Here is a 25,720-nt window from a genome sequence, read left to right on the forward strand (position 1 = left end):
GGGTAATAACAAGCATGAACCCAAGCCTCATCGATGCACCCGTCCTGTCACGGCGCGGCCTGCTGAAATTCAGCCTCGGCGCCAGCGCCTTCCTGGCCACCGTCGGCTTGGGCGCCAGCCTCAGCGGTTGCTCACCAAGCCTGCCGGCCAGCGGTCTCGCGGCGCTACGGGACAGCGACCTGCCGTTTTTACGCGCCGTTGTTCCCGTGATGCTGGATGGCGCGGTCGCGGCGGAACAGATCCCCGCTGCCGTCGAGGCCACCCTGGCAAGCCTGGACGCCGAGCTGGCTCACTTGTCCCCCGCCATGCTCAAGCTGACGCGCCAATTGTTCGACGTGCTCACGCTGGGCATTACCCGCGGACCGCTGACTGGCGTCTGGGGCGCGTGGGAAAACGCCAGCGCCGAAGACATCCGTCAATTCCTCGACCGCTGGGAAAACAGCTCGCTGGACCTTCTGCGACAAGGCCGCAATTCGCTGCTGCAGATGGTGATGATGGCGTGGTACAGCCGGCCCGAGGCCTGGGCGCATTGCGGGTATCCAGGGCCGCCGAAGGTTTGAGACCGAGAGATTCCCTGTGGGAGCGAGCCTGCTCGCAATGGCGGTGTATCAGTTCACTTCCGTGCAACTGACCCTCCGCCATCGCGAGCAGGCTCGCTCCCACAGGAGAAGCATTGCCAATCCATAACAACAAGAGACCCCTCAAATGCCCGTACCCGATCTCTTCCGCGAAGGCCTGGCTCGTGGCTGGACCACCCACAACGGCTCGCAACTAACCCAGGACCTGACCCTGGAAGCCGACGTGGCGATCATCGGCAGTGGCGCGGGGGGTGGAACCACGGCCGAAATCCTCAGCGCCGCCGGCTATCGCGTGTTGCTGATCGAAGAGGGCCCGCTCAAGACCAGCGATGACTTCAAGCTGCTCGAAGCCCAGGCCTACTCCAGCCTGTACCAGGAAGGCCTGGGGCGCATGAGCAAGGACGGCGCCATCACCATCCTCCAGGGCCGGGCCGTGGGCGGCACGACGCTGATCAACTGGACCTCGAGCTTTCGCACGCCCGAGCAGACCCTTGACCATTGGGCCACCGAGCACAACGTCAAGGGGCACAGCCCCGCACAAATGGCGCCCTGGTTCGAAAGCATGGAACAGCGCCTGGGCGTGGCCCCCTGGATGATTCCTCCCAATGCCAACAACGACGTGATCCGCAAAGGTTGTGAGCAATTGGGCTACAGCTGGCACGTCATCCCGCGCAATGTCCGCGGCTGCTGGAACCTGGGCTACTGCGGCATGGGCTGCCCGACCAACGCCAAGCAGTCGATGCTGGTCACCACCATTCCCGCCACGCTGGACAAGGGTGGCGTGCTGCTTTACCTGGCACGGGCCGAGCGCCTGCTGATCAAGAATGATGCCGTCGTCGGCCTGGAGTGCGTGGCCATGGACGAGCGTTGCGTGGCCCCCACCGGACGGCGCATCACGATCAAGGCGCGGCACTACGTGCTGGCGGGCGGCGGCATCAACAGCCCGGCGCTGCTGCTGCGTTCCGATGCGCCGGACCCGCACGAATGCCTGGGCAAGCGCACCTTCCTGCATCTGGTGAACATGTCTGCCGGACAATTCGATGAAGTCATCAACCCCTTTTACGGTGCGCCGCAATCGATTTACTCGGACCATTTCCAATGGCAGGACGGAGCCGCCGGCAAAATGTCCTACAAACTCGAAGTCCCACCCCTGCACCCGGCCCTCGCCGCCACCTTGCTGGGTGGCTTCGGCACGGAGAATGCTGCGCACATGGGCCACCTGCCCCACACCCACGCGATGCTGGCCCTGCTGCGCGACGGGTTTCATCCGGACAGCCCCGGTGGTCGTGTCGAGTTGCGCAGCGACGGCACGCCGGTGCTCGACTACACGGTTTCACCGTATACCTGGGACGGTTTGCGCCGGGCCTTCCACAGCATGGCCGAGATTCAGTTCGCCGGCGGCGCCAGGGCCGTCATGCCGGTGCACAGCGATGCCCGCTACGTGAAAACCCTGGCCGAAGCCCGTACGCTGATCGACAGCCTGGACCTGGCCTTGCATCGCACGCGCTTGGGCAGCGCCCATGTAATGGGCGGCTGCGCCATGGGTGAGGATCCGAAAACCGCCGTCACGGACAGCCTCGGTCGCCATCATCAACTGGGCAATCTTTCGATCCACGACGGCTCGCTGTTCCCCACCAGCATTGGCGCCAACCCACAATTATCGGTGTACGGACTGACGGCGCAATTGGCAACTTCCCTGGCCGAACGTTTGAAAACCCCATGAATATCCGGATTATTCGCACCGTCTATAGTGCTTTCTTATCCCACGGCCGACTTGGCCGACCGGGTCGGCTGCGATACCATCCGACTCCCCAACGGACTCCCGCCAGGACGACGCGATGAACCGAGTGTTGTACCCAGGTACCTTCGACCCTATTACCAAGGGCCATGGCGATCTGGTCGAACGCGCCGCGCGCCTGTTCGACCATGTGATCATCGCCGTCGCCGCCAGCCCGAAGAAGAACCCGCTGTTCCCGCTGGAGCAACGTGTGGAACTGGCCCGCGAGGTCACCAAGCACCTGCCCAACGTGGAGGTGGTCGGTTTCTCGACGCTGCTGGCGCATTTTGCCAAGGAAAAGAACGCCAATGTGTTCCTGCGCGGCCTGCGCGCGGTCTCGGACTTCGAGTACGAATTCCAGCTGGCCAACATGAACCGCCAGTTGGCGCCAGACGTCGAGAGTCTTTTCCTGACGCCGTCGGAACGCTATTCCTTCATCTCTTCGACCCTGGTGCGGGAAATTGCGGCGCTGGGCGGGGATATCACCAAGTTCGTCCACCCGGCCGTGGCCGATGCGCTGACCCTGCGCTTCAAGAAATAGCCCGTGGGGGCTGCGCTGCGCTCGCGGTTCGACGAGCGAAGCCGAGCGCAGTCCATCGCGCCCGCGTGCACTGCGCTCGCCAATACGGCACAATTGCGCCCATACGTTTTCAGATGCCCGGGCCCAACGCCCCCGGCAGGAGCCTGCATGTCCCTGATCATCACCGACGACTGCATCAATTGCGACGTCTGCGAACCCGAGTGCCCGAACGAAGCCATTTCCCAAGGCGAAGAAATCTACGTCATCGACCCGAACCTGTGCACCCAGTGCGTCGGCCATTACGACGAGCCCCAGTGCCAGCAGGTCTGCCCGGTGGACTGCATCCCGCTGGACGAGGCCCATCCGGAGACTGAAGAGCAGTTGATGGCCAAGTATCGCAAGATTACTGGCAAGGGTTGAACCAGAAGGTTTTGTAACGCCTGCATCGGCCCTATCGCGAGCAGGCTCGCTCCCACAGGGATCTGCTGAGTCCGCAACATTTGTGTCTTGAGCAGACTCCTGTGGGAGCGAGCCTGCTCGCGATGGGGTCATCAGCCACACCCGCAGCCCCAACAGCTTCACTCCTGCTGCTCAAACCCCTCCCCAATACACCCCAGGCAGCGCACAAACGTGGCTTTCGCCGGGTCGACCACCAACGCCTTCCCCGCATCGCCCACCCCACCGCCCAGCGCGGTAAAGGGCAACGCCACCACGAACGCCCCCGCGCCGATCACGGTGGCGGCCAGCAGCAGCGGGCGGGCAATCAACAAGTCGCCGATCATCGCGTAGGCCGGCGGGTTCTGGATGGTGTAGCGCGAGTCGCCGCTGCCGCCGTTCGCCACGGCAGGCAAACTGGCGCCCAACAGCAGTGTCAGAACGGTAAGTCGAAGCAGGTTCATGGGGTCGGTCCTTCGGCTAAGCAGTATGACTACTGACTATAGACCGTAGGACGGATCAGCTCTGGCAGCGCGGACACCAGACGCTGGCGCGCTGGCCCAGACGAATTTCCCGCAGCCCCGTGCCACAGACCTTGCACAGCTCGCCGCCCCGGCCATACACGAACAGCTCCTGCTGGAAGTACCCGGGCTGGCCGTCGCCGCCGATGAAATCCCGCAGCGTGGTACCGCCGCGCTCGATGGCGTGGGCAAGGATGCGCTTGATCTCGATCGCCAGCTTCAGGTAACGCGCCCGGGATATGCCCCCGGCCGGCCGGCGCGGGTCGATACCGGCGGCAAACAGCGCCTCGGTCGCATAGATATTGCCCACCCCCACCACCACCGCGTTGTCCATGATGAACGGCTTGACCGCCATGGATCGGTCCCGGGACAGCTGGAACAGGCGCTCGCCGTCAAACAGATCGGTCAACGGCTCCGGTCCGAGGCGGATCAGCAATTCATGATTGAGCGGGTCGAGGCTCCAGAGCATCGCGCCGAAACGTCGAGGGTCGGTGTAGCGCAAGGCCAGGCCGGACTCCAACTCGATGTCCACATGCTCGTGCTTGGCCGCAGGCATGCCGACCTCCACCAGGCGCAGGTTGCCGGACATCCCCAGGTGACTGATCAACGTGCCAACCTCGGCGTTGATCAGCAGGTACTTGGCCCGCCGCTCCACCCGCACGATGCGTTGGCCGGAGAGCCGTACGTCGAGGTCTTCCGGGATCGGCCAGCGCAGGCGGCTGTCGCGCACCACCACGCGACTGACCCACTGCCCTTCAAGGTGTGGCGCAATACCGCGGCGGGTGGTTTCGACTTCCGGCAGTTCTGGCATGGGGCTCTCGGGTCAGGCGAAGCGCGCACTCAACGAGTGGCGAGGTCGCGGATTTCCTGTTTCTGGGTCTGGAAGTCGTACTCGGACAAGCCGATGTAGTCGAGCACCAGCGGCCCGACGCAGTCCCACTCGTGGTCTTCGGCTTGATTGCCCAGCACTCGGTGGGAGGCACAGATGTTCTCGGACATCTTCAGGATCGCCAGCAGGTTTTTCAACGGGCTGTTGTTGCGCGAGGACTCGTCGCTGAAAACTGCCAGGGCATTGTGGTGGTTGGCGATGGCCTGGCTGACGTGATCCGGCAGGCGCCAGGATTTGGAAGTGTAGTAACCGACCACTGCATGGTTGGTGTTGAACATCCGGTTCTCGGTGTCCACCACCCGGCACTCGGCGCTGGCGTTGGCATAGGCCTCTTCCAGCACGCCCATGTAATTGGGGAACTGCTTGAGCATCAACGGCACGCCACAATCGTGGAACAACCCCAGCGCATAGGCTTCGTCGCCATTCTCCAGGCCGACGCGCTTGGCGAGCGTCAGGCAGGTCATGGCCACGTCCTGGGCCGTGTCCCAGAAACGGTTCAGGGTGACGATGGCGTCATCGTGCAACTCGCCCTTGATCGACTGCGCGTTGATCAGGTTGATGATCGAACGGCTGCCCAACAGGTTCACCGCACGCTGGATCGAAGTGATCTTGTTGCGCAGCCCGTAGTACGGCGAGTTGACGATCTTGAGCAAGGCCCCCGAGAGGCCCGGGTCCTGGGAGATCAGCTTGGCGATGGTCTCCAGGTCCGGGTCGGGCATGTACTGCTCCATCTGCAGATCCACCATGATCTGCGGCTGGGGCGGCACACTGATGCCTTGCAAGGATTGTTGGATCTGTTCGGCAGTAAGCTCTTTGGACATGAGTACACACTCTGGGTCAGGCGGGGATTCTAACCCTTAAAGATGGATCCGATACACCGCCGGGTAGATCGGTGCCATAGCCTGCCCTCGCCACATGTCCCGCACAAACCCCGGACGTGCCTCAACACGCTATACTCCCGCTCTTTTTTCCGGAGCGACGTCATGTCCCTGCCTAGCCTGCGCCTCAAAGCCAACGCCGACCGTCGCCTGCGCGCCGGCCACCTGTGGGTCTACAGTAACGAAATCGATGTGGCCGCCACGCCGCTGCACGGTTTCCAGGCCGGCGACCAGGCTATCCTCGAAGCGGCCGGCGGCAAGCCGTTGGGCATCGTCGCGATGAGCCCGAACAACCTGATCTGCGCACGCCTGTTGTCCCGTGACGTCAAGCTGCCGCTGGATAAATCCCTGCTGGTACACCGCCTCAACGTGGCGCTGTCCTTGCGCGAGCGCTTGTTCGACAAGCCGTTCTATCGTTTGGTCTACGGTGATTCCGACCTGTTGCCGGGCCTGGTAGTCGACCGTTTCGGTGACATCCTGGTGGTGCAGATCGCCTCCGCCACCATGGAAGCCCACAAGGACGACGTGATTGCGGCCCTGACCCAGGTGCTCAAGCCCAGCGGCATCCTGTTCAAGAACGACTCCGCCGCCCGCGACGCCGAAGGCTTGAACCGCTATGTCGAAACCGTGTTCGGCCTCGTGCCGGAATGGGTCGCCCTGGAAGAAAACGGCGTGAAGTTCGAAGCGCCGGTCATGGAAGGCCAGAAAACCGGCTGGTTCTACGACCACCGCATGAACCGCGCACGCCTGGCACCCTACGCCAAGGGCAAGCGCGTACTGGACCTGTTCAGCTACATCGGCGGCTGGGGCGTGCAAGCCGCCGCCTTCGGTGCCAGCGAAGTCTTCTGTGTCGACGCCTCGGCCTTCGCCCTCGACGGTGTCGAGCGCAACGCCGCGCTGAACGGCTTCGCCGAGAAGCTGACCTGCATCGAAGGCGACGTGTTCGAGGCCCTGAAGGAACTCAAGGCCAGCGAAGAACGTTTCGACGTGATCGTCGCCGACCCACCGGCCTTCATCAAGCGCAAGAAAGACCTGAAGAACGGCGAAGGCGCCTATCGCCGCCTCAACGAACAAGCCATGCGCCTGCTCAGCAAGGACGGCATCCTGGTCAGCGCTTCGTGCTCGATGCACCTGCCCGAAGACGACCTGCAGAACATCCTGCTGACCAGCGCCCGCCACCTGGACCGCAACATCCAACTGCTCGAACGCGGCGGCCAGGGCCCGGACCATCCGGTACACCCGGCCATTGCCGAAACCCGCTACATCAAGAGCATTACCTGCCGGTTGTTGCCTAACAGCTGAGTGATCACGTGGGGCCAGAGCCGTGGCACTGGCCCCCATGGCGTCCGAACACCCCCAATCGCAGCCGGGCTGCGATTTTTTTTGTCGCTGCCAAACGCCACCGGCATTGAGGGCGTTGCCGATACGCGGTGCTCTGTACGACCCTTCCGACTTGATTACCAGAGCCTTCCTACCCAACATCCCCTTGCCTCTGCCGCCGCAAATTTCGACACTGGAAACCCATTTATCGGGACCTTTTCAAGCGCCGATATTGCCCCACGGACAGGTATCCATGGCTGACACCAGAGCGTTCCCGCACACCCGAAAACCCGTAACTGTTGGGTTGCTGCTGACACTGACCTTACTCGGCGTATTTCCAATCGACGTCGTGCTGCCCTCATTCCCGTCGCTGTCCGAACATTTCGGGCGCTCATCGTCCGACATCGCCCTGTCCGTCAGCCTGTTTGCAGTGGGTATCGCGTTGTCGCAGTTGCTGGTCGGCCCACTGTCCGACGCCATGGGACGCAAAAACCTGTTGTTGATCGGGATCGGCATTTCCGCCCTTGGAGCAGCAGGTTGCGTACTTGCCGAGAGCTTCGCGGGGTTTCTGTTGTTTCGGGTCGTCCAGGCGCTGGGGTGCGGTTTCTTCGTACTTTCCCAGGCATTGATCCAAGACCTGTTCACAGGCTTGGAACAACAGCGATTACGGATCTTCCTGGTCACCTGCGGCGGTCTCTTCATTTCCGTTTCGCCCCTGGTCGGGACAGGGCTACAAACCTGGATGGGTTGGCCGGGCAGCTTCCTGGTGTTCATCTCCCTGGCAATCGGGGCTTTTCTCGGGGCATGCCTGTTCCTTCATCACCCTGCCGATCGTCCACCCAGGCCCATGAATTTCATCGCGTCCTATCGCAAGGTCTGCGGCGACCTGGGCTTCATGGCCCACTGGCTGACCTCGGCCCTGGCTTTCTCCTGCCACTTCTCGTTCATCGTCATTTCGCCGCTGCTGCTCATCGAACAATTGCAACTCTCACCCGAGGCTTTTTCGCTGGTGCTGCTCGCCTACGGGCTGGCCTACATTGGCGGGGGTGCGGTGGCGACTTTGCTGGGCAACCGGGTCGACTCACAGACACAGATCATCATCGGCCTGGGCCTGATTTTCGCAGCCGGGATATTGATGCTGGGATTGTCCAGCCAGCTCGGCCTGTCGGTGGCCACCCTGCTGCTGCCGATGATCGTATGCACCGTCGGCACCACCATTGCCCGCGCAGCGGCCCACACCCAGGCCATGAACATATTCCCCGCGCACGCCGGCACATCCGCCTCGGCCGGCAGTGTGCTGATATTTATCGTCGGTGGGCTGACCAGCGCCGCGATCAGTCTCACGCCACTGGACAGGCAGGTCACGCTGGCCCTCTGCCTGATACTGCTCAGTTTCCTGGGGCTGATGCTCAACGCTCTGGTCCGGCATCGATACGGGGCACTTCCGACCGGTTGAGTACTGCCAGTCGTCATCCCACGGGCGACATTGACCCGTGATCAGCGCTTTGCGTCATTTCATCCTGGCGCCAGCGGTGTAGAATCGCGTCATTCATCGCCATTCATCCCCGGCGGGTTTATGAGCTCATGCCCGGGCGCGCAGTGATCCTGCATCGCCATCGGCCACTTCCGGACACACCGTCAATCCAGCGTGTTCCAGAGGTCAACAGACGCTCACTTCCCCTTGATACCTGATTAGTACCTGATTAGCCGCCCGGAGTGCTCCATGCCCGATTACCGCTCGAAAACATCCACCCATGGCCGCAACATGGCCGGCGCCCGTGCACTGTGGCGCGCCACGGGGATGAAGGATGACGACTTCAAGAAGCCGATCATCGCCATTGCCAACTCCTTTACCCAATTCGTACCGGGTCATGTGCACCTCAAGGACCTGGGCCAGTTGGTTGCCCGGGAAATCGAGCGCGCTGGCGGCGTCGCGAAGGAATTCAACACCATCGCCGTGGACGACGGTATCGCCATGGGCCACGACGGCATGCTCTATTCGCTGCCGAGCCGCGAGATCATCGCCGACTCCGTCGAATACATGGTCAACGCCCACTGCGCCGACGCCATCGTCTGCATCTCCAACTGCGACAAGATCACCCCCGGCATGCTGATGGCCGCCCTGCGCCTGAACATCCCGGTGATCTTCGTTTCCGGCGGCCCGATGGAGGCCGGCAAGACCAAGCTCGCCAGCCACGGCCTCGACCTGGTGGATGCCATGGTCATCGCCGCCGACGCCAGCGCTTCCGACGAGAAGGTCGCCGAGTACGAGCGCAGTGCCTGCCCGACCTGCGGTTCGTGCTCCGGCATGTTCACCGCCAACTCGATGAACTGCCTCACCGAAGCACTGGGCCTGGCCCTGCCGGGCAACGGTTCGACCCTCGCCACCCACAGCGACCGCGAACAGCTGTTCCTGCAGGCCGGCCGGACCATCGTCGAACTGTGCAAACGCTACTACGGCGAGAACGACGAGTCGGTGTTGCCGCGCAACATCGCCAACTTCAAGGCGTTCGAAAACGCCATGACCCTGGACATCGCCATGGGCGGTTCCACCAACACCATCCTGCACCTGCTGGCCGCCGCCCAGGAAGCCGAGATCGATTTCGATCTGCGTGATATCGACCGCTTGTCCCGTCACGTACCGCAGCTGTGCAAGGTCGCGCCGAACATCCAGAAGTACCACATGGAAGATGTGCACCGCGCCGGCGGCATCTTCAGCATCCTCGGTTCCCTGGCCCGTGGCGGCCTGTTGCACACCGACCTGCCGACCGTGCACAGCAAGACCATGGCCGACGCCATCGCCAAGTGGGACATCACCCAGACCCGCGACGAGGCCGTGCATCACTTCTTCAAGGCCGGCCCGGCGGGCATTCCGACGCAGACCGCGTTCAGCCAGTCGACCCGCTGGGAAACCCTGGACGACGACCGTGAAAACGGCTGCATCCGCAGCGTCGAGCACGCTTACTCCCAGGAAGGCGGCCTGGCCGTGCTGTACGGCAACATCGCCCTGGACGGCTGCGTGGTGAAAACCGCCGGCGTCGACGAGTCGATCCATGTGTTCGAAGGCAACGCCAAGATTTTCGAAAGCCAGGACAGCGCCGTGCGCGGGATCCTTGCCGACGAAGTAAAGGCCGGCGATATCGTGATCATTCGTTATGAAGGCCCGAAAGGCGGCCCGGGCATGCAGGAAATGCTCTACCCGACGTCCTACCTGAAGTCCAAGGGCCTGGGCAAAGACTGCGCCCTGCTGACCGACGGCCGTTTCTCCGGCGGGACCTCCGGCCTGTCCATCGGCCACGCTTCGCCAGAAGCTGCCGCGGGCGGTGCCATCGGCCTGGTGCAGGACGGCGACAAGGTGCTGATCGACATTCCGAACCGCTCGATCAACCTGCTGATCAGCGATGAAGAGCTGGCCGCGCGCCGCGTCGAACAGGACAAGAAAGGCTGGAAACCGATGGAAGTGCGTCCGCGCAAAGTCACCACGGCACTCAAGGCCTACGCCCTGCTCGCCACCAGCGCCGACAAGGGCGCGGTGCGCAACAAGGCGATGCTGGACGGTTTGTAAGCGTTCCCTCGTTGCAATGAAAATGCCCCGCCAAGTGCGGGGCATTTTTTTGTCTGATATCCCGTGGCAAACGGTGATCAACTGTGGGAGCGAGCCTGCTCGCGATGGCGGTAGATCAGTTGCATCAATGTGCCTGACACACCGCTATCGCGAGCAGGCTCGCTCCCACAGGAGTTCGCGTGATCCTATTGGATATCTTCCGGCTTGACGATCACCCAGTTCTTGTCCGCCGTGACCGGCAACCCTTCCTTGGCCTGGGCCGCGGCGTGCTTGGCCATCATGCCGTTGATCTGGGTCATGTATTTGTCCTTGCGGTTGACCCACAGGTGGATGCCGCCCTTGGCCACGTCCACATCGTGGAACAGCATGTAGCCATCGCTGCTCGGCGTGTCGCCGCCCACCAGAACCGGTTTCTTCCATTCGTCGATGTAGGTCAGGATCGCCGCGTGCTTGCCGGCCATCCAGGTCGCCGGGGTCCACAGGTAAGGCGTGTACTCCAGGTCCAGGTTGGCTTTCTCGTCATACTTGCCGGCGGTGATCTGCTTGCGAGCGGTGGTCAGCTCGCCTGTCTTGCGGTCCTTGAGCAAGGTGGTCACGCCGATGACGTTCTGCGGCTTGAGGTTGTAGCCATACTTCGGATCGGCGGCGACCATGCGCACCAGCTCTTCGGAAGCGGCAGTCATGACATACACCTCGATGCCATTTTCCATCAGCTTGTTGTACAGCTCGGCCTGCCCGGTGAAGACTTTTGGCGGGTTGACGTTGTATTCGACGACCTTGTCGCCATCGTAATAAGTGGTTGGCACCGGCTTGCCGGAAGCCATCAGCTCGTCGACGTAGCCCTTGAGTTCCTTGAGGGTGAAGCCGGAGAACACCTGGGCCACCCACGGGTAGCAGACCATGTCGTCCACTTCGCACAGGCGGTAGTAATAGCTGAACAGGCTTTCCTTGTGATCAGCGGTGTCCTTGAACGGCGCCAGTTTCAAGGAGGGGTCGAGGGTTTCCCGGGTGATCAGGCCCTTGTTCTCCATGAACGGCAGCAACGACTCTTCAAGGTCATAGCGGTAACTGGTGTTGTCCATGTCGAACACCGCAAAGTTACCCTTGTTGGCGTTGGCCGCGATCATCGCGTCCAGGGCCTTGGCTTGCTCCGCCGGCCAGTGCTTGAGCTCGGTGGCGAGTGCCTGGCCGGCGAGGCCAAGACTCAGGGCGACAGCGAGAAAACGGGGTGCGAGCTTCATCGGCATTTCTCCCAGGTTCAAAGATCCGACGCTAACAAATGCGTGTGACAGTCCTCGCCTGTCCGCGACCGCTTGCGTCTTGATCACGCCAGCGACGTACCCGTAAACGCCACCTCCATATTCCATAAACGACATTCAACATGCCTTTTTAGTATTAATTCATTAGTTATCAGCCTGTTAGGCTTCCCTGCTCACAGTCGCAGCTTCAAGCGACTGGCACGTCTTAACGGAGCTTTCTTTGATGAATCTGCCACTGATCCTCAATCTGCTGGTGTTCCTCGCCCTGCTGTTCGCCCTGGCGCAAACCCGCCACAGCAGCTGGAGCCTGGCGAAAAAAGTGCTGCTGGCGCTGGTGCTGGGCGTTGTGTTCGGTATCGCCCTGCACACGATCTACGGTGCCGGTAACCCGGTGCTCAAAGCCTCCATCGGCTGGTTCGACCTGGTAGGCAACGGCTACGTGCAGTTGCTGCAAATGATCGTCATCCCGCTGGTCTTCGCCTCGATTCTCAGCGCCGTGGCCCGCCTGCATAACGCCTCGTCCCTGGGCAAGATCAGCTTCCTGACCATCGGCACGCTGCTGTTCACCACAGCCATCGCCGCGCTCTTCGGCATCGGCCTGACCAACCTGTTCGGCCTCACTGCCGAAGGCCTGGTGGCCGGCACCCAGGAACTGGCCCGCCTGCAAGTGATCCAGAGCGACTATGCCGGCAAGGTCGCCGACCTGAATATCCCGCAGTTGCTGCTTTCGTTCATTCCGCAGAACCCTTTTGCCGACATGGCCCGGGCCAAGCCGACCTCGATCATCAGCGTGGTGATCTTCGCCGCGTTCCTCGGCGTCGCGGCACTGCAACTGCTCAAGGATGACGCGGAAAAAGGCCAGAAAGTGATCAACGCCATCGACACCCTGCAAAGCTGGGTCACACGCCTGGTGCGGCTGGTGATGAAGCTGACCCCGTATGGCGTGCTGGCGTTGATGACCAAGGTGGTCGCGGGCTCCAACCTGCAGGACATCATCAAGCTTGGCAGCTTTGTCGTGGTGTCATACCTGGGCCTGGGCCTGATGTTCGTCGTCCATGGCCTGCTGGTTTCCGCCGCCGGAATCAACCCGCTGCGTTTTTTCCGCAAGATCTGGCCGGTGCTGACCTTTGCCTTCACCAGCCGCTCCAGCGCCGCGACCATTCCATTGAGCATCGAAGCCCAGACCAGCCGTCTCGGCATTCCCCGATCCATCGCCAGTTTCAGTGCCTCGTTCGGCGCCACCATCGGCCAGAACGGTTGCGCCGGCCTCTATCCGGCCATGCTGGCGGTGATGGTTGCGCCAACGGTGGGTATCAACCCGCTGGACCCGGTATGGATCGCGACATTGGTGGCGATTGTGACCCTGAGCTCGGCCGGGGTGGCCGGGGTCGGTGGCGGCGCGACATTTGCCGCGTTGATCGTGCTGCCTGCCATGGGGTTGCCGGTCTCGCTGGTGGCGCTGCTGATTTCCGTCGAGCCGCTGATTGATATGGGCCGCACGGCGTTGAACGTCAGCGGCTCGATCACCGCCGGGGCGATCACCAGCCAGGTGATGCAGCAGACTGACAAAGCGCTGCTGAATGCCGATGAGCATGGGGAGCTGGTGCAGGCTTGATCAAGGGACGCTCCGCGTCCAGTGACGCAGAGCGTCACGGGCTGCATTCCCACGCAGAGCGTGGGAACGATCCAGGCTTGGCTTACAGCTTCTCCCACACCTCAAAGCTGTAGGCCGGCTTGTCCCCTTCTGCCGGATTCGGCTGGTTCGACACCAGCGTCCACCGGCTCGCATCAAACGCCGGAAACCACGCATCCCCTTCCGGGCTCAGCGCCACGCGGGTCAGGTACAGCCGATCAGCGTGTTCCAGCGCCTGGCTATACAGCTGGGCGCCGCCGATCAACATCAGCTCATCGACGCCTTGCGCCAGCGCCCACGCCTCGGCCCGCTCAACAGCGGCCTCCAGGGAGCAGAAGACTTCCGCGCCGTCGAGCCGCAGGTCCGGCTGGCGGCTGACGACGATGTTCAGGCGTCCCGGCAACGGCCGACCGAGAGAATCCCAGGTATTGCGGCCCATGATGATCGGCTTGCCCAGGGTGCTGGCCTTGAAGTATTTGAAATCCCCCGGCAGGTGCCAGGGCATGCTGTTGTCGACGCCGATCACGCGGTTTTCACCGAGGGCTGCGATCAGGCTTAAGGGGAGTGTTTTTTTCATGCCGCCGAGGATACCAGAGGCCCGCCGTACCCCGACAGGCGCCACAGCGGTTATGCTCACCCCTCATTCGAGCAACGGAAGCGCCCGTGACTGAACTGCAAGCACTCTGGTTGACCGAGACCGTACGCCTGCGTGAAGAACACGCTGGCCCCCTTGAGGACCAGGAAGCCAATCGCCTGGCCCGCGCGGCTGGCGGTGACTTGTCCACCCGCATCCGCCACCGCGCCCGCTGGCTGGCCGAGCGCGATGGCCTCACCCAGGCCTTGCATCACTGGCTGCAAGGGGCGCGCCTGGCGCTGGTCGTGCTGGCAGTGCTCGCGATCATCAGCGGCGCCGGCCTGGGCTTTGCCGCCCTGGGCGACGGGCAAACCCCGGTCAATGTGTTCTGGGCCCTGGGCAGTCTCCTGGGATTGAACCTGATCCTGCTCATCGGCTGGGCCCTGGGCTTGATGTTCGCCGGTGAACAGGACGCCGTGCTCGGCCGTTTGTGGTTGTGGCTCAGCGAAAGGCTCGCCCGCGATGCCAAGGCCGCCCAACTGGCGCCGGCCCTGCTGCTGTTGCTGCAACGACACCGGCTCAATCGCTGGGCCCTCGGTGCATTGGTCAACGGCTTGTGGCTGCTGGCGATGCTCAGCGCGCTGGTCATCGTGCTGATGCTGATGGCCACCCGGCGCTATGGCTTTGTCTGGGAAACCACCCTTCTGGGCAGCGAGACCTTCGTGGCCATGACCCGCGCCCTCGGTACGTTGCCCGCCCTGTTGGGCTTCAACGTGCCGACCGTGGAGATGATCCGCGCCAGCGGCGACGGCGCCCTGAACCTCGAAAGCGCCCGTCAGGCCTGGGCCACCTGGCTGGTGGGTGTGCTGCTGGTCTATGGCCTGTTGCCGCGCTTGGCCCTGGCGCTGCTGTGCCTGTGGCGCTGGCAACGCGGTCGCGCCGCCTTGCGCCTGGACTTGAACCTGCCGGGCTACGCCCAGTTGCGCGAACGCCTGATGCCCAGCAGTGAGCGGCTGGGTGTCAGCGACGCCGCGCCGGCGCAGTTGCATCACGTTGCAATCCCGGTCGGCAGCATGCAAAGCGATGGCGCGCTGCTGGTGGCGATCGAACTGGACGAGCGGCCCTGGCCACCGAAACTGCCCGACTCCGTGAAGAACGCCGGCATTCTCGACAGCCGTGAGTCCCGCCACAAACTCCTCGAACAACTGTCGCGTTTTCCACCGGCGCGATTGGCGATTGCCTGTGACCCACGCCGCTCACCGGACCGCGGCAGCCTGGCGTTGATCGCCGAACTGGCCCGTAGCGCCAGCGCCACCCGCGTCTGGTTGTTACAGGCGCCGCCCGGCGAAGCCTTGGACGCCGAGCGCCTGGGCGACTGGCACAGCGCGCTGCAGCAGTTGCAATTGCCGTTCGCCGACTGCGCGCCCATGAACTGGCTGGAGAGCGGCCATGACTGACGCGATCAAGCCACTGAAACTGGCCGTGGTTGGCCACACCAACGTCGGCAAGACTTCGCTGCTGCGGACCTTGACCCGGGACGTCGGCTTCGGTGAAGTGTCCCATCGCCCGAGCACTACCCGGCACGTCGAAGGTGCACGCCTGTCGGTGGACGGCGAAGCGCTGCTGGAGCTTTACGACACGCCAGGCCTGGAAGATGCCATCGCCCTGCTCGACTACCTCGAACGCCTGGAACGCCCCGGTGAACGCCTGGACGGCCCGGCACGCCTGGCCCGCTTCCTTGATGGCAGCGAGGCGCGGCAACGCTTCGAGCAGGAAGCCAAGGTGCTGCGACAGCTGCTCGCCAGCGATGCCGGCGTTTATGTCATCGACGCCCGCGAGCCGGTACTGGCCAAATACCGCGATGAGCTGGAAGTCCTCGCCAGTTGCGGCAAGCCGCTGTTGCCGGTGTTGAATTTCGTCAGCAGCGCCCAGCATCGCGAGCCCGATTGGCGCGAAGCCCTGGCGCGGTTGGGGCTGCATGCCCTGGTGCGGTTTGACAGCGTCGCACCGCCCGAGGATGGCGAACGACGCCTGTATGAAAGCCTGGCGCTGTTGCTGGAAAGCGCACGCGGGCAGCTGGAACGCTTGATCGCCGATCAACAGGCGCAACGCCTGGCCCGCCAGCAGAGCGCGGCGCGCCTGATTGCCGAATTACTGATCGACTGCGCCGCCTGCCGCCGCAGTGTCGTCAGCGACCCCGAGCGGGAACGCCAGGCTATCAGCGAGTTGCGCAATGCGGTGCGCCAGCGCGAGCAACGCTGCGTCGAGGCGCTGCTAAAGCTCTACGCCTTCCGCCCCCAGGACGCCGCCGCCAGCGACTTGCCTCTGCTCGACGGGCGCTGGGGCGATGATCTGTTCAACCCCGAAACCCTCAAGCACCTGGGCGTGCGGGTCGGCGGCGGGATCGCAGCGGGCGCGGCAGCCGGTGCCGGCGTGGATTTACTGGTGGGCGGCCTGACCCTCGGCGCCGCTGCCCTGGCCGGCGCCATTGCCGGCGGCGCCCTGCAAACCGCCCGCAGCTACGGCAATCGGTTGATGGGCAAACTCAAGGGCCAACGCGAACTGACGGTCGACGACAGCGTGCTGCGCCTGCTGGCGCTGCGCCAACGGCAACTGCTGCAAGCCCTCAACCAGCGCGGGCATGCGGCGCTGGACAGCATCCGCATCGCCACGCCCCAGGACAAGACCTGGCGCGAAGGCAAGCTGCCGGAAGCGTTGAACAAGGCCCGCGCTCATCCTCAGTGGTCCTCGCTCAACCCCCAGGCGCGGTTGAGCCAGGCTGAACGGCAGGCGCAGATCGAGCAATTGGCCGGACAGATGGGTTGTGTCAGCTAGCGATCAAAGCCTTGAGCGCCGTCGCAGCCTCAATCAACTCCAACTCACTGAACACCCTTACCCCATGGCGCTTGAGCAGCGCCGCCGTCACGCCCTCACCACTGACTTTCACACCACTGAACGTCCCGTCATAGGTCAGCCGGTTGCCGCAGGACGGGCTGTTGGCTTTGAGCACGGCGATCCGGATGCCGTGCTCCCGCACCAGCGCCAGCGCCTGGTGCGCGCCTGACAGAAACTGCGCGCTCACATCCGCGCCGTCCGTGGTGATGACCGCCGCCTGGCCGTCGAGCACCTGCCCACCCTGTCCGCCGGGAATTTCCGCCGCCGCCCGGGGCGTGGGCAAGCCGCCGGCGACTTCCGGGCACAGCGGCACGACCCGGCCTTCGTCGAGCCACTGCTGGAGTTGATCGAACGGCCCGCTGGCGCCGCCGTCATAGCGCACGCGGTGCCCGAGCAGGCAGCGACTGACCAGGATCTTTTCCATACTCAAAACAACTCGCTGCCGCGACGGCGGAACCAGCCGGTCAATGACAGGCGATCCCGCGTGGCCGGCAGCACTTCGTGGGGAATGTCGCCCGACAGGAACACCACCAGGCAACCGCCGGCGGGCACTATGTCATGCTCCACGCCGTCGTCCAGGTACATGCGCAACTGGCCGCCCTGGTCCGCTGACCAGTCATCGTTGAGGTAGAGCACCGCCGACACCATGCGCCGGTCGTCATCGCGGAAGCGGTCGACGTGCTTGAGGTAGAATGCGCCGGGTGGGTACAGGGCGAAGTGGCTTTCGAAATCCTCCAGGCCGAGGAAGAGCCCGCGGTTCATCGCCTCGCGCAAGCTGTCCATCCGCTCCAGGTACTGGTCACAGGCCTGCGCCTGACCGGGCTCGATCCACTGGATGCGATCACCCCGGATGCCTTCACGGATCTCCGAAAACGGCCCGCGCCCGACCGCTGCCGGGGCCAGCTCGCCTTCGGCGGCACGCTGGCGACATTCGGCCGCCAGGGCGCGGGTCAGCGCATCCGGCAGGAACAGGTTCTGCTGCGACCAACCGCGCTCGGCGAGGTCGTCGACAATACGTAACAGCAGCGGATGATCAGAAGGTATTGGCATGGCGCGCATAGTATTCCTGTGCCTGCAAAACCGACAGCGCCATGCGGCGACTTTGCAGCGCTGGCTGGCAACAGCGTACGAACTTGATACGAATTCTCGACAAGTCCCCACACCCCACGGAGAATAGTCGGCTGCTGACAGGAGTCCCTATGCGCCGTTTGCTTTTCTCACTGTTGATGTTCTGCGTTTTGCCCGCCTGGGCAGACAGCTACGACCAGTTGTACAAGGTCGCCGGCTGGCCGGAACAGCGCGCGCATTTCAACGATGCCCTGAGCGCCGCCCAGCAGCGCTATCAGAACAGCCTGCCGCCAGCGGTATTCCAGGCACTGGTGAGCAACAGCAATCAGCGCTTCGCTCCCCAGGCCATGGACCAGCGGGCCGAGGCGCAAATGCGCAAAAATCTGCGCGATCCGGACCCGGCCCTGGGCTTTTTCCAGTCGTCCCTGGGCCGCAAGGTCGTGGCGGCCGAGCTGTTGGCGACCCGTCGCGATCAGTTGGCGAAAAACGCCAAGGGCCTGCCGAAGATGCCAGCCAGTGACAATCGCCTGCTGATCATCGGCCACCTGGCCCAGGCCCTGCCCGCCCGCGAGGCCGGTGCCGAAGTCAGCCTGGCCATCGCCGGCGTCGCGGCCGACAGCCTGAGTTCGATGATTCCCGGCCTGCTGGGCGGCGGCCAGGCCCAGGGCATGTTGAATGGCCAGCGCCAGCGGTTGATGGAACAGATCGGCACAGACCTGAACAACACCCTGCTGTACGTCTACCGCGACCTGACCGACACCGAGCTGGAAGAATTTGCCACTTTCGCCGAATCGACCGAGGGCCAGGCTTATTATCAGGCGGCGTTGGCAGCGATTCGGGCGGGGTTGGCGGTGGGGCAGAATCTGGGGCAGTAGCAAGATATTCAGCGCCTGAAACACCGCTATCGCGAGCAGGCTCGCTCCCACAGGGAGGTTGAGTGAAATCAGATATCGCGACTGGCCACAATCCACTGTGGGAGCGAGCCTGCTCGCGATAGGGCCCTTGAAGTCAACGCCGCACCCGGCTCATCCGCTTCGTCAAGAACCCAAACATCTCCCGCCGAGTCGCCAGGGTCTCGTTCGCCAGGTGATGCCGGGCCTCGGGCAGCATCAGCACTTGGGGCCGGTCGAACTTGCCGCGCAGCACTTGCAGGTTATGTTTCCAATCCACGGTCATGTCCGCCTGCCCCTGGACGATCAATGGCTGACGCGAACTGCTCGGGGCAGCTTCGATGCGCTTGATCCACTGCCCCAACGCCCCGACCCACGCCGTAGGCAGGCGTAGCGGTTGCAGCGGATCGGCTTGCAGAAATGGCAGGAACTGCGGGTCGTTGGAGTTCTCGCTGAAGCGCCGGGCAATGCCGCTCACAAAAGGCTTGAGCAGGTAGTAACTCAGCCGCGACCAGCCCCAGGCCCGCGGCCGCACCAGGGGCGACAGCAGGATGACCTGGCCCTGGGCCGGGCTGTGGGCGCCCTGGTTGAGCACATGATCGACCACGATGGCCCCGCCGGTGCTCTGGCCACACAGGTGCCAGGGTTGCGGCAGGCCCAGGGCGCCGGCTTCGCTCAACAGGCCCTGCAAAGTGGCCTGGTACTCGGCGAAATCGCCGATGCTGGCGCGCTCGCCGCTGGACAGGCCATGGCCCGGCAGGTCGCACGCTATCACCGCGAAGTCCTGTTCCAACGCCCACTCGATCAGGTGCCGGTACAGCCCCATGTGATCGTAGTAACCGTGGAACACAAACAGCGTCGCTACGGCTTTTTCCGGCCACCAGACCTGACCGACCAACTCATACCCTTTTGCCTCGAAACGCCCCAGTCCTTTGCGCACGCTGCGCTGGGGAAAGTCCAGGCCATAGAAGCGCTGATAGGCCTGCGCCTGCTCCGACAGGGGCTGCCATTGAACCAGGGGTTTGAGGCTGGCACGCAGGAAATCGGGATCGAAAGAAGCAGGCATCAATATTTCCAGGCAGAAGCGCATCGCGCAAAACGGACTTTGTAAGCCTGCGATATTCATCTGTCGCGGCGGGCATGGCAAGCTACGCAGCCTCAGAGGATCGACTTCATGCGCCCGTCCCATCGCACGACCTTGCTTGCCAGCCTGCTTGCCCTCGGCTGCGCCATCCTGCTGTGGGTGGCCTATGACTGGTTCCAGGGACGCTTCCTGCGGGCCTTCAGCCAGCACACGGCGGTTTTTTCCGGCGATCCGCTGCGCCTGCCGCCTGGCCTGGCCGGCCCGGGTGCGATTCGCCTGGTGCACTTCTGGGATCCGGCTTGCCCGTGCAACGTCGGCAATCAGCAGCACCTGTCCGAGCTGGTTGATAAGTATGCCGCCCAAGGCGTCGAGTTTTTTGCGGTACAAAAGACCGGCAGCCAGGGTCAGTTGCCAGCGACGCTAGACCGCCTCATTCCTCTTGCAGCACTCCCCGGCTCAAGCCAGATTCCGGCCAGCCCGGCGGTGGCGATCTGGGACCGCAGCGGCGAATTGGCGTATTTCGGTCCTTATAGCGAAGGATTGACCTGCAACTCCAGCAACAGCTTCATCGAGCCGATTCTTGAAGCATTAAGTGTCGGCCGAAAAGTTGACGCCACTCACACATTGGCGGTCGGTTGTTATTGTCCCTGGTCAACTCCGAAGTAATTAAGCTGAACTACGGAATGTATTTCCAAAACCTCTAGCGCAGTACTAAACGATCGAACATTTGTTTGATAGTAGAGCGTTTGCTCCAAACAAGCGCTTGTGCTGAACCGTTTGTCGGATCCAATTTTACGAGGGTTGCCCCAAACGCCCGATTTTTCGGCCAGCCCCCACGCCAGACGGGTCGCTCAGGGGTTTACGAGCTTTCCAGCCGTCGAGCTGAAACGTTTAACATCTGCCCTGCCCACATGAACTTTTTTTTAATCGGTTCTCTAAACCTCCGTAGCAAACAGAACGTTGGTCTCAATTCGGTCATACCGCAGCGCGGAACGTTCTACGCGCCTTGATCTTTAAGTTTGTCGACCTCCTACCAAAACAAGAATGGAATCGTCAGTGATGCAAAAGATGCTTTGCGCTGCACTTTCCACTACCCACAAAGAGGATGTTCTCAACCTTGAGGCGTTCGCCCAAAGTGTGGCGCCGCTCATGGTCGACGTGCTGTTGCGCGGCGAAACCGGCACTGGCAAGGACACGCTGGCGGAGAAGATCCACCGCATGTCCGGCCGTTCCGGCAAGTTCATCGCCATCAACTGCGCCGCCATTCCCGAGACCCTTGCGGAGAGCCAGCTGTTCGGCGCGAACACGGGGGCCTTTACCGGCGTGAGCCAGAACCGCGCCGGGTTCGTCGAAGCCGCGCATAACGGCACGCTGTATCTGGACGAAGTCGACAGCATGCCCTTGGCACTGCAAGCCAAGCTGCTGCGTGTGCTGGAATCCAGAACCGTCCAGCGACTGGGCTCGACCCAAAACATCCCGGTGAACATGCGGGTCATTGCCTCCGCCCAGTCTTCGTTGGCGGAGATGGTCGAACGTGGTGAATTTCGCCGGGACCTTTATTTCCGGCTGAACATTGTCAGCATCAAGCTGCCGCCGTTGCGCAGCCGCAAGGAACGCATCGTGCCGCTGTTCCAGACGATGCTGCGTCGCGAGGCCCAGGCACTCGATCGTCCCTATATCCCGCCGGCGCCGGAACTGTTGTGCCAACTGATCGCCTACGCCTGGCCGGGCAACATCCGTGAACTGCAGTCCGCCGCCAAGCGATACGTGCTGGGCCTGCCGGCGCTGCCCCGCGCCGAGCACCCGGAACACCCGGAACGCAGCAGCTCCACGCTCAAGTTGAAAGAACAACTGCAGCAGTTCGAGAAAGTCCTCATCGAGGACTGCATGCGTCGCCACCATCGTCATATCGACAAGGTCATCGCCGAACTGGGCATCGCCCGGCGTACGCTCTATTACCGGATGAAGTGCCTGGAAATATCGATGAGTTGAGTGCTCGGCGTGGAACCGTTTCCACCTGCGTCGCCACCTAACCGTCGAGACACTCACAACCGTCTCGCCATTCCACAATCCGGAGATACGACTATGAGTTTTGGTGGAGCTTCTCTCGCGGCGTCCATGGCGGCCATGCAGCAGATGGATGCTACGTCCGCGGCAATGACGACCATGAAATCCCAATTTGACCAAAAGAAACTGGTCGCCGATACCATGAACGCGATCTCGGCAGAGTCCATGGACAGCGCAACCAAAGCCATTACCGCCATGGGGGAGGCGTCGAAGAACATCCGATTCTGACTACCGCTTCAAACCCCGCTGCGGCGGGGTAACCCCAAGCGCGATGAGATCAGGCCCATGCATATCGACAGGCTGAACAGCCTTCGCCTTCCGGCACCTCTGCCCCATGATGATCCAACGCAGCGCCGCGCCCCTGTCACACAGGGCCTGGCAGACGCGGTGGTCGAGCATCTGACGCAGCATGCCGCCAGCGGCCGGCTGAAAGAGTCGCTCGCCCAATGGGGCGGTGAACACGGCTCGACAGGCGGGCGCTCGCCCTTCGGTTGGCAGCCTGCCCAACCCGGCTTGGCCGTCGAGGCTGAAACGCCGCTGAACCTGGTGCTGGCGGACATCCTGGAGGAGATCAACGGCGGTACCGGCCAGAATCTGGACGTCGATATCGATGACGCCTATTGCGACGAAGACCTGTTTCGCGATCTGGCGCAGATGTTCGCCCACCGCCGGCAACCTATCGGCGACAACGACGTCGGCAACCAAAGTGATTTCGGCAGTGCGAACAACCCGTTCTGCGGCGCGCTGTTGGGTGCCTGGGAAGCAGAGGGCCCGCTGGACCGTCGTAACACGAACCTGCTGCTGTTGCTCAGGCTCATCGCGGTGCTGGGTCGCAGGAAACTGCTGACGCTGCTGGACATCGACGACAGCGCAGGCCAGGCACGCTATGAGCCGGACGACCAGGACCTGCTGTTCGAGATCGCCGGCTTCATGGATCAACATCCCATGCGCTACCCCCCGCCGCTGATGAACGGCGACTCCTGGACCTGGACCGAACGTATCGCCCACGGCACGCCGCTGGATGCACGCGAGACGCGGCTGTTCCAGCTGGCCCTGGAACAGCTGGACATCGCCCTGGCCCGCTTGGCGGGCCAGCATCCGGCAATGCGGCAACGCGCCAGGCGTGGCCGCGACGAAATCGAGTTTCACCTGAGCGTCACCGGCAGTGCCCGTAACGTCTTGAGGCTGATGTGCGCCTGAAGGCAACCGCCCTTTTAGCTTTTAGATTGGAGAGCCCCATGCAAATACAAGCCATTGATGCCAGTCAGCTGGCCGCCTCCCCGGCGAAAACATCCGCGAAGCCGCAGGCGAGCGCCGAGACCAGTGATGTCAGTTGGTTCAACGCGCAAATGCGCGAGAAGCCACCGGCACCGGACACCGAAAACAACGTCGCGGCGAGAATCATCGAGTCGTTGTCGAGCCGCTCGGGTGAACTGCAGCGACTGGATGATCGCGCCAATCGCGACATGCTCAAGGCCATCCGCACCGCCGACCCACAAGACATGCTGCAGTCGAACCGGTCGATGTCATCGTTCCACCTGGAAAGCCTGATGACCGCGAAGCTGGTCAGCAAAGGCTCCCAGGCGATCGAGAAGCTCACTAACCTTCAATAAAGGGAAGGCCGGCCATGTTCATGCGCGCATGCTCAACGCTGTTACTGTGCCTGCTGCTCACCGCCTGCGAGGAGCGGTCGGCGCTGCACAGCCGCCTCTCCGAGCAGGACGCCAACGAAGTGATTGCCGAACTGGCGGACAAGAACATCGAGGCGAGCAAGCAGGTCGACAAGGACGGCATGACTGTACTGGTCGAAGCCGCCGACATGAACAGCGCCGTTCACGTGCTCGAGGCTGCCGGCCTGCCGCGTCGCTCCCGTTCCAGCCTGGGCGAAATCTTCCGCAAGGAGGGGGTCATTTCCACGCCGCTGGAAGAGCGGGCGCGCTACATCTACGCGCTGTCCCAGGAGCTCGAATCGACGCTGTCACAGATTGACGGCGTGGTGCTCGCCCGGGTCCATGTGGTGTTGCCGGAACGGGTCGCGCCCGGTGAGCCGGTCCAACCCGCATCGGCCTCGGTATTTATCAAGCACACCAGCGCACTTGACCCCGACAGCATCACGCCGCGGGTGCGCAACCTGGTCGCCAGCGGGATCCCCGGCATGGCCGATGCGGCCCACAATGCGAGCAAGCTCTCGGTGGTATTCGTTCCCACAGTGCCGTATCAGGAACAGCGCAAGATGGCGCATTTCGGGCCATTTCTCATGCAGGCCGACGAGGTCGGCTATTGGCGAACGGTCACCGTGGTCGCGAGCATCACGTTGCTGGGCATTTTGCTGGGGGCTTTTTATGGCCTCTACCGGCTGTGGCGCAAAGGCGCCTTGCAGCTGCCGCACGCTCTTGAGCAGAAGCTCGCCGGATCGGGCGCAACGCCCGGCCCCTCGCACGGCGGCACGGCGGCGCCGTTGTTCGCGATCAAGAAACCGGGCGCCAGGGCCGATGACAAGGGGTCCGCCGCATGAGCGCCGCGCTGGAGTGGGTTCGCTGGTGGAACCACGCATGGCGAAAGGCAGGCCGCGAGTGGCAACCGCCGGGGCTTGACCGGCTGACCGCGTCCCGACTCGACGCCCTGGCCCGGGGGCAACACGCCGCGCTTGCAAGAAGCTTCGGCATAACCCCCTGCATGCCACCCAGGCCAAGCCCGACGCTGCAAGCGCTGTTCTGCGGCACACCGCCCGCCCTGACACTCGCCTGTGAACTGGTGGCGACCACATGCTCACCGTTGACGGCAGCGCCGGCGCTTTCGGCGCAGGATCGCGCCTGGTGTGAACGTACGGCCAAAGCATTGCGACCCGGCCATTGGCTCGAACCGGGCCAGGATCCGCTCGCACTACTGCGGGCCTGGCTGGACGAACCGACCTGGCAACGGGCACGCCTGGCCTTCCCACGGGACAGAATCATTGCTGTCGAAGGCGGTACGCTCCCAGAGCCACCGGCGGCCAAGCTCGACACGCTTTGGCAGTCCGCTGGCTGGAAAGCCGGGCAAAGCCTGCTGCCCCCTGCCGCTGACCACATGGAGACGCACAATGCTCGCCCGGCGCTCGCTTGAACTACGCCCGGACGGCGAGGGCTTGCTGCAGCCCTACGTCGCCCGCGAAACCCTGGTCGATTGCGCCCGTGCGCAAGGGGTCCTTGAACAGGCCCAGGCCCACGCCGCGCTGTTGCTCGAGCGGGCCAGCGAAACGGCCGAGGCCAAAGTGCTCGAGGCCCAGGCTCAATTCTGGAACAGGGCCGACACCGTGCTCGCCGCCTGGGAAGCGCAGCGCCAGGCGATGTGGGAGCAGATCGAGAGCAGTGCTGCACGCGTGGTCAACGAGGCCCTGCAAACCCTTTTGGATGAGGTTCCCGACCAGGCTCGCATCGACGCCCTGGTACGTCAGTTGGCGTACCGGCAGCGTGACCCGGCCAGCGCCACCCTGCGGTGTCATCCCGACGACCTGGCAAACCTGACGCGCAGCCTGGGCGGTGGTGGCGGGCGTCCGTGGACACCCCTGGCAGACGCCGCCATGGCTCGCCATCAACTGAGGCTGGAAACCCCCGCCGGCACCTTCCTGCTCGACTGGCCCAGCGCCGTCGAAGCGTTGCAGCTGCCCGAAACACAAACGTAACCCACCCCCTCTTTCGCTTTGCATCAGAGGTTTCGCATTGCTGCTCTTTTTCACTCCTCATCGCGGAACCGTCATGGGCGTCGCCACCACTCACCGGGTGAACACG

At 63.2% G+C, this 25,720-nt stretch carries 27 protein-coding genes; 19 read left to right on the forward strand and 8 right to left on the reverse strand.

Translation table 11 applies throughout. From position 1 onward, the window contains the following. Window positions 1-14: 14 nt before the first annotated feature. The 4 genes from J7E36_RS13775 to J7E36_RS13790 all read left to right on the forward strand — a co-directional run bounded on the left by J7E36_RS13775 (window position 15) and on the right by J7E36_RS13790 (window position 3,295). The gene (locus tag J7E36_RS13775; protein ID WP_215003753.1) at window positions 15-560 is read left to right on the forward strand and encodes a twin-arginine translocation pathway signal protein; all 546 of its coding nucleotides are present in this window, start codon (window positions 15-17) and stop codon (window positions 558-560) included. A 145-nt stretch (window positions 561-705) separates the two neighbouring features. After that, a complete protein-coding gene (locus J7E36_RS13780; protein ID WP_215003755.1) occupies window positions 706-2,301 on the forward strand; it encodes a GMC family oxidoreductase in 1,596 nt (531 codons plus the stop codon). Between the two features lie 115 nt (window positions 2,302-2,416). Next, the gene (gene coaD, locus J7E36_RS13785) at window positions 2,417-2,896 is read left to right on the forward strand and encodes a pantetheine-phosphate adenylyltransferase (protein ID WP_003177462.1); all 480 of its coding nucleotides are present in this window, start codon (window positions 2,417-2,419) and stop codon (window positions 2,894-2,896) included. Between the two features lie 147 nt (window positions 2,897-3,043). Then, window positions 3,044-3,295, forward strand: coding sequence for a YfhL family 4Fe-4S dicluster ferredoxin (locus J7E36_RS13790; RefSeq protein ID WP_144926124.1), 252 nt, complete (start codon window positions 3,044-3,046; stop codon window positions 3,293-3,295). Window positions 3,296-3,453: 158 nt separating this feature from the next. On the opposite strand, the gene J7E36_RS13795 is transcribed toward J7E36_RS13790, so the two are convergent. From J7E36_RS13795 to J7E36_RS13805, 3 genes are read right to left on the reverse strand one after another with little or no spacing between them, the layout of a single operon-like run. Then, window positions 3,454-3,774, reverse strand: a complete 321-nt coding sequence (locus tag J7E36_RS13795) for a multidrug transporter (RefSeq protein WP_215003757.1) — start codon at window positions 3,772-3,774, stop codon at window positions 3,454-3,456. A gap of 55 nt (window positions 3,775-3,829) precedes the next feature. Then, window positions 3,830-4,642, reverse strand: coding sequence for a bifunctional DNA-formamidopyrimidine glycosylase/DNA-(apurinic or apyrimidinic site) lyase (mutM, locus tag J7E36_RS13800; protein WP_215003759.1), 813 nt, complete (start codon window positions 4,640-4,642; stop codon window positions 3,830-3,832). A 29-nt stretch (window positions 4,643-4,671) separates the two neighbouring features. After that, window positions 4,672-5,487 (reverse strand): HDOD domain-containing protein, encoded by an 816-nt coding sequence (locus tag J7E36_RS13805; RefSeq protein WP_215003939.1) that lies wholly within the window; start codon window positions 5,485-5,487, stop codon window positions 4,672-4,674. A gap of 216 nt (window positions 5,488-5,703) precedes the next feature. On the opposite strand from J7E36_RS13805, the gene J7E36_RS13810 reads away from it, so the two are divergent. The 3 genes from J7E36_RS13810 (at window position 5,704) to ilvD (ending at window position 10,483) form a co-directional block, all read left to right on the forward strand. Continuing rightward, window positions 5,704-6,900 carry a class I SAM-dependent rRNA methyltransferase gene (locus J7E36_RS13810; RefSeq protein WP_215003761.1) on the forward strand — a complete coding sequence of 399 codons (1,197 nt, stop codon included), beginning with the start codon at window positions 5,704-5,706 and terminating at the stop codon, window positions 6,898-6,900. Between the two features lie 271 nt (window positions 6,901-7,171). Continuing rightward, window positions 7,172-8,374, forward strand: coding sequence for an MFS transporter (locus J7E36_RS13815; RefSeq protein WP_215003763.1), 1,203 nt, complete (start codon window positions 7,172-7,174; stop codon window positions 8,372-8,374). Window positions 8,375-8,641: 267 nt separating this feature from the next. Further along, window positions 8,642-10,483, forward strand: coding sequence for a dihydroxy-acid dehydratase (ilvD, locus tag J7E36_RS13820; protein WP_215003765.1), 1,842 nt, complete (start codon window positions 8,642-8,644; stop codon window positions 10,481-10,483). Window positions 10,484-10,668: 185 nt separating this feature from the next. Here ilvD and J7E36_RS13825 read toward each other — a convergent pair whose 3' ends face one another. After that, window positions 10,669-11,724 carry a haloacid dehalogenase-like hydrolase gene (locus J7E36_RS13825; RefSeq protein ID WP_215003767.1) on the reverse strand — a complete coding sequence of 352 codons (1,056 nt, stop codon included), beginning with the start codon at window positions 11,722-11,724 and terminating at the stop codon, window positions 10,669-10,671. A 241-nt stretch (window positions 11,725-11,965) separates the two neighbouring features. Here J7E36_RS13825 and J7E36_RS13830 point away from each other — a divergent pair, with 241 nt between their 5' ends. After that, window positions 11,966-13,357, forward strand: coding sequence for an L-cystine transporter (locus J7E36_RS13830; RefSeq protein ID WP_215003769.1), 1,392 nt, complete (start codon window positions 11,966-11,968; stop codon window positions 13,355-13,357). Window positions 13,358-13,439: 82 nt separating this feature from the next. Here J7E36_RS13830 and J7E36_RS13835 read toward each other — a convergent pair whose 3' ends face one another. Next, window positions 13,440-13,952, reverse strand: coding sequence for a dihydrofolate reductase (locus tag J7E36_RS13835; RefSeq protein ID WP_215003771.1), 513 nt, complete (start codon window positions 13,950-13,952; stop codon window positions 13,440-13,442). Between the two features lie 86 nt (window positions 13,953-14,038). On the opposite strand from J7E36_RS13835, the gene J7E36_RS13840 reads away from it, so the two are divergent. Together J7E36_RS13840 and J7E36_RS13845 are read left to right on the forward strand one after the other, a co-directional pair. Beyond that, window positions 14,039-15,406: a DUF2868 domain-containing protein gene (locus tag J7E36_RS13840; protein ID WP_215003773.1), complete on the forward strand. Its 1,368-nt coding sequence runs from the start codon at window positions 14,039-14,041 to the stop codon at window positions 15,404-15,406. After that, window positions 15,399-16,784 (forward strand): DUF3482 domain-containing protein, encoded by a 1,386-nt coding sequence (locus J7E36_RS13845; RefSeq protein WP_215003775.1) that lies wholly within the window; start codon window positions 15,399-15,401, stop codon window positions 16,782-16,784. The genes J7E36_RS13840 and J7E36_RS13845 overlap by 8 nt, the downstream gene beginning before the upstream one ends. Here J7E36_RS13845 and J7E36_RS13850 read toward each other — a convergent pair. Both J7E36_RS13850 and J7E36_RS13855 read right to left on the reverse strand, forming a co-directional pair. After that, on the reverse strand, window positions 16,777-17,268 hold the full coding sequence (locus tag J7E36_RS13850; protein ID WP_215003777.1) for a DUF523 domain-containing protein: 492 nt from the start codon (window positions 17,266-17,268) through the stop codon (window positions 16,777-16,779). The genes J7E36_RS13845 and J7E36_RS13850 overlap by 8 nt on opposite strands. A 2-nt stretch (window positions 17,269-17,270) precedes the next feature. Beyond that, window positions 17,271-17,903, reverse strand: coding sequence for a 2OG-Fe(II) oxygenase (locus J7E36_RS13855; RefSeq protein ID WP_215003779.1), 633 nt, complete (start codon window positions 17,901-17,903; stop codon window positions 17,271-17,273). A 140-nt stretch (window positions 17,904-18,043) separates the two neighbouring features. Between J7E36_RS13855 and J7E36_RS13860 the strand changes: the two genes are divergently transcribed. Beyond that, the gene (locus tag J7E36_RS13860; protein WP_215003781.1) at window positions 18,044-18,787 is read left to right on the forward strand and encodes a hypothetical protein; all 744 of its coding nucleotides are present in this window, start codon (window positions 18,044-18,046) and stop codon (window positions 18,785-18,787) included. A 133-nt stretch (window positions 18,788-18,920) separates the two neighbouring features. Here the strand turns inward: J7E36_RS13860 and J7E36_RS13865 are convergent, their stop codons facing one another. Then, entirely contained in the window at window positions 18,921-19,868 is a 948-nt protein-coding gene (locus J7E36_RS13865; RefSeq protein WP_215003783.1) for an alpha/beta hydrolase, read from the reverse strand. Between the two features lie 108 nt (window positions 19,869-19,976). Between J7E36_RS13865 and J7E36_RS13870 the strand changes: the two genes are divergently transcribed. The 8 genes from J7E36_RS13870 to sctL all read left to right on the forward strand — a co-directional run bounded on the left by J7E36_RS13870 (window position 19,977) and on the right by sctL (window position 25,614). Further along, window positions 19,977-20,552: a DUF6436 domain-containing protein gene (locus J7E36_RS13870; protein WP_215003785.1), complete on the forward strand. Its 576-nt coding sequence runs from the start codon at window positions 19,977-19,979 to the stop codon at window positions 20,550-20,552. A gap of 393 nt (window positions 20,553-20,945) precedes the next feature. Further along, entirely contained in the window at window positions 20,946-21,878 is a 933-nt protein-coding gene (locus tag J7E36_RS13875; protein WP_215003787.1) for a sigma 54-interacting transcriptional regulator, read from the forward strand. A gap of 9 nt (window positions 21,879-21,887) precedes the next feature. Next, entirely contained in the window at window positions 21,888-22,181 is a 294-nt protein-coding gene (locus J7E36_RS13880) for a hypothetical protein (protein ID WP_331275372.1), read from the forward strand. Between the two features lie 57 nt (window positions 22,182-22,238). Continuing rightward, entirely contained in the window at window positions 22,239-23,153 is a 915-nt protein-coding gene (locus J7E36_RS13885) for a harpin HrpZ family protein (protein ID WP_231286417.1), read from the forward strand. After that, window positions 23,144-23,566, forward strand: coding sequence for a type III secretion system inner rod subunit SctI (gene sctI / locus J7E36_RS13890; protein ID WP_231286418.1), 423 nt, complete (start codon window positions 23,144-23,146; stop codon window positions 23,564-23,566). Before J7E36_RS13885 ends, sctI begins: the two co-directional genes overlap by 10 nt. Window positions 23,567-23,580: 14 nt before the next feature. Beyond that, window positions 23,581-24,468 carry a type III secretion system inner membrane ring lipoprotein SctJ gene (gene sctJ, locus J7E36_RS13895; RefSeq protein ID WP_215003789.1) on the forward strand — a complete coding sequence of 296 codons (888 nt, stop codon included), beginning with the start codon at window positions 23,581-23,583 and terminating at the stop codon, window positions 24,466-24,468. Between the two features lie 161 nt (window positions 24,469-24,629). Next, window positions 24,630-25,055 carry a type III secretion protein gene (locus J7E36_RS13900; protein ID WP_215003791.1) on the forward strand — a complete coding sequence of 142 codons (426 nt, stop codon included), beginning with the start codon at window positions 24,630-24,632 and terminating at the stop codon, window positions 25,053-25,055. Continuing rightward, entirely contained in the window at window positions 25,033-25,614 is a 582-nt protein-coding gene (gene sctL, locus J7E36_RS13905; RefSeq protein ID WP_215003793.1) for a type III secretion system stator protein SctL, read from the forward strand. Before J7E36_RS13900 ends, sctL begins: the two co-directional genes overlap by 23 nt. Window positions 25,615-25,720 lie beyond the last annotated feature (106 nt).

This window comes from Pseudomonas fluorescens, from assembly GCF_018614775.1.
GTDB classification, from domain to species: domain Bacteria; phylum Pseudomonadota; class Gammaproteobacteria; order Pseudomonadales; family Pseudomonadaceae; genus Aquipseudomonas; species Aquipseudomonas fluorescens_BY.